Origin of the sequence: Enterobacter cloacae complex sp. P13B, assembly GCF_014895915.1 — a bacterium.
Classification (GTDB): Bacteria; Pseudomonadota; Gammaproteobacteria; order Enterobacterales; family Enterobacteriaceae; genus Enterobacter; species Enterobacter bugandensis.
Map to the genome: position 1 here is coordinate 1 of NZ_JADBQN010000094.1, position 1,568 is coordinate 1,568.

The following is a 1,568-nucleotide window of genomic DNA, read 5'->3' on the forward strand; positions in this document are numbered from 1 at the left end:
AAGTTAGCAAATGAATTTGTCAGATATCTTTGAAGTTTTGTGTGATTCTCTTGCATAGTCAAATCCTCATCAAAAGAATCTGAAGCATAATATACAATTGAGTAATTATCTAAATCCAGGCAGAAAAAATTCCCTCCCCAATCATTTGCGAAAGGAAGCAGGTTTTGAGGAATCACTTCTCTATCCACCATGCTGATATAGCAACTGTCAATAAAAGATCCAGGATCATCATTTGTCTGACCATTATAAACAAATGACTTAAACGCAGCAACCTCTATAGGCTCAAAATCTTCATCACCGTCCCACCAACTTTTCTCTGGAGTGCCACCATTAAATTGCAGATAATGTGAAACGAAATCATCCGGAAGAGTAATAGATAATTTCTCTTCCGTTTTAGCAATATCTGTACGTCCTATCTTTTTTTCACAGTTAATGATATTATTCATAAGTATGTAGCTTAATGACGATTCTTCGTAAGAAATTACGTGGAAAACGCTTATTCTAGCTGTCTAAGTAACGTAATACAGCGAGGCCTTCACGTTATTTTGCATAAATAAAATTCAAGATATTTTTTAGGCCTATGCTTAAACGCACGCTCTTTGCCGTAGTTATAAGCATCGTTAAAATATTTATACGCTTCATCAAATTGATTCAACTCGTAACAGACCATCCCGAGGTCGATTAAGGGCGCAGTGTCTATATCCGATCCACGAGTGCGTAACGTCACCTCTCCCCATTTCTTCGCCTCCGCATAATCCGTGAGGTCAAAATAAGCGCTGTACACACACGCAGCGATCCAGTTAGCAAGTTCCGATTCGAACTTTGGGTCAGGAAGAGCTTGCCAGGCTTTTCGGTACCGCTCTAAAGCTTCGGCGTATTTTAGGTTGTCGTGAAACTCTATTCCTTTTTCAACAAGAGATGTAACTCTTTTTTCATCGAATTTATAGCATACATTTTTCATATGTTTATTCATTATCATTCTAAAAGAGACCTCCTTGCCTATATAAAAGGGATATCAGCGATAAATGCCTTCATAAGCAATGAGGTCTCTAAAAGAGTGAGTTTTGATTGTTAACTAACCAAAAAAGAAATATTTAAAACCTTCTGCCTCAACATCCTCAAGCTTGCTTTTTAGCATTAAATCGATGTCTTCCAGAAAGTCCTTTCTGAAATTAAAATCATCATCTGTAGCATCACCATCATATTTACTTTGTTCTATCTCAATTGCAGAACAAAAAGCATCCAAAAAGTCAGCTAAGGAATTGGAAATAATGAAATTTCTTTTTTGGATACTACCATAAACTGGAGAGGTCATATTTTTGGTTTCACAAAAAAGAACATCTCCATTTCTTTCTGCAAAGATTACATAATCATCGTGCCAAGCCGTATCATTTTGAACTCGCCAGCCTGATAACATTTCATTTAGCTCTTGGGGCTCAACAATCTGTATAAAGAAGGCACCATTAAATGTTGGGTGGTCATTTAAAGTCAAATGGCTATAAAAAAAACGAATTTCACCATTTAAAATTACAGGAAAATAAGTTTCATTCTCATCGTCTGTATAGACT

Annotated in this window: 3 protein-coding genes; all 3 read right to left on the reverse strand. The window is 36.3% G+C overall.

Annotated elements, in window-relative coordinates; translation table 11 throughout:
* Positions 1 to 446: SMI1/KNR4 family protein (locus IM273_RS21955; protein WP_193055632.1), on the reverse strand; the 446-nt coding region annotated here is incomplete at its 3' end.
* Between the two features lie 89 nt (positions 447 to 535).
* On the reverse strand, positions 536 to 973 hold the full coding sequence (locus tag IM273_RS21960) for a tol-pal system YbgF family protein (protein WP_193055634.1): 438 nt from the start codon (positions 971 to 973) through the stop codon (positions 536 to 538).
* Between the two features lie 102 nt (positions 974 to 1,075).
* The coding region (locus IM273_RS21965) for a hypothetical protein (RefSeq protein ID WP_193055633.1) at positions 1,076 to 1,568 on the reverse strand (493 nt) is incomplete at its 5' end.

Excerpts from the sequence above, each read along its gene's own strand:
- IM273_RS21960 (WP_193055634.1), bottom strand. The coding sequence starts at position 973 with ATGAATAAACATATGAAAAATGTATGCTATAAATTCGATGAAAAAAGA.